We start from the raw sequence: 521 nt of genomic DNA, 5'->3' as shown, positions 1-521 counted from the left end.
GACCGGGAACTGCAGGACTCCAGTGCCGCGATCGCCCATGAACTTCGTACACCGCTCACAGCGGCGATCGGGCGGCTGCAGGGGATCATCGACGAAGTGTTCCCACTCGAGGATCGGCAGATCAGGACTGTGCTGGATCAGCTCGGGCAGATCAATCGCATCATCGGCGACCTGCAGGTTCTTTCGCTCGCCCAAGGCGGCCGACTGCAGTTGGAGCTCACCGACTTCAATCTGCGCAGCTTCGTCGACGAGCGAATCTCATGGGCGAAGCCTTCTCTGCAAGCGTGTGGCTTGGTGGCAGTCAATCATCTAGGCGGCGACCAGATCGTTCGCGCCGACAGGGGCAGGTTGGGCCAGGTACTTTCGGCGCTTATCGACAATGCCATTCGCTATGCGAGCGACGGCGGCATCGTGGAGGTCGATTGCCGCGCGAGCCCAACTGTCATCGAACTGATCGTGCGAGACCGCGGCAAGAGCGCGACGGGGCAGGACCTGACCCGCTTTTTCGAGCGCTTCTGGCG

At 62.2% G+C, this 521-nt stretch carries 1 protein-coding gene; it reads left to right on the top strand.

The features are described 5' to 3' along the window. Positions 1–521: sensor histidine kinase (locus tag ACSFA3_RS24775; protein ID WP_435508012.1), on the top strand; the 521-nt coding region annotated here is incomplete at both ends.

This window comes from Variovorax glucosi (assembly GCF_051216695.1).
Taxonomy (GTDB): domain Bacteria; phylum Pseudomonadota; class Gammaproteobacteria; order Burkholderiales; family Burkholderiaceae_C; genus Variovorax.
The sequence above is the reverse complement of the archived record's forward strand: the minus strand, read 5'-3'. Positions and strand labels throughout refer to the sequence as shown.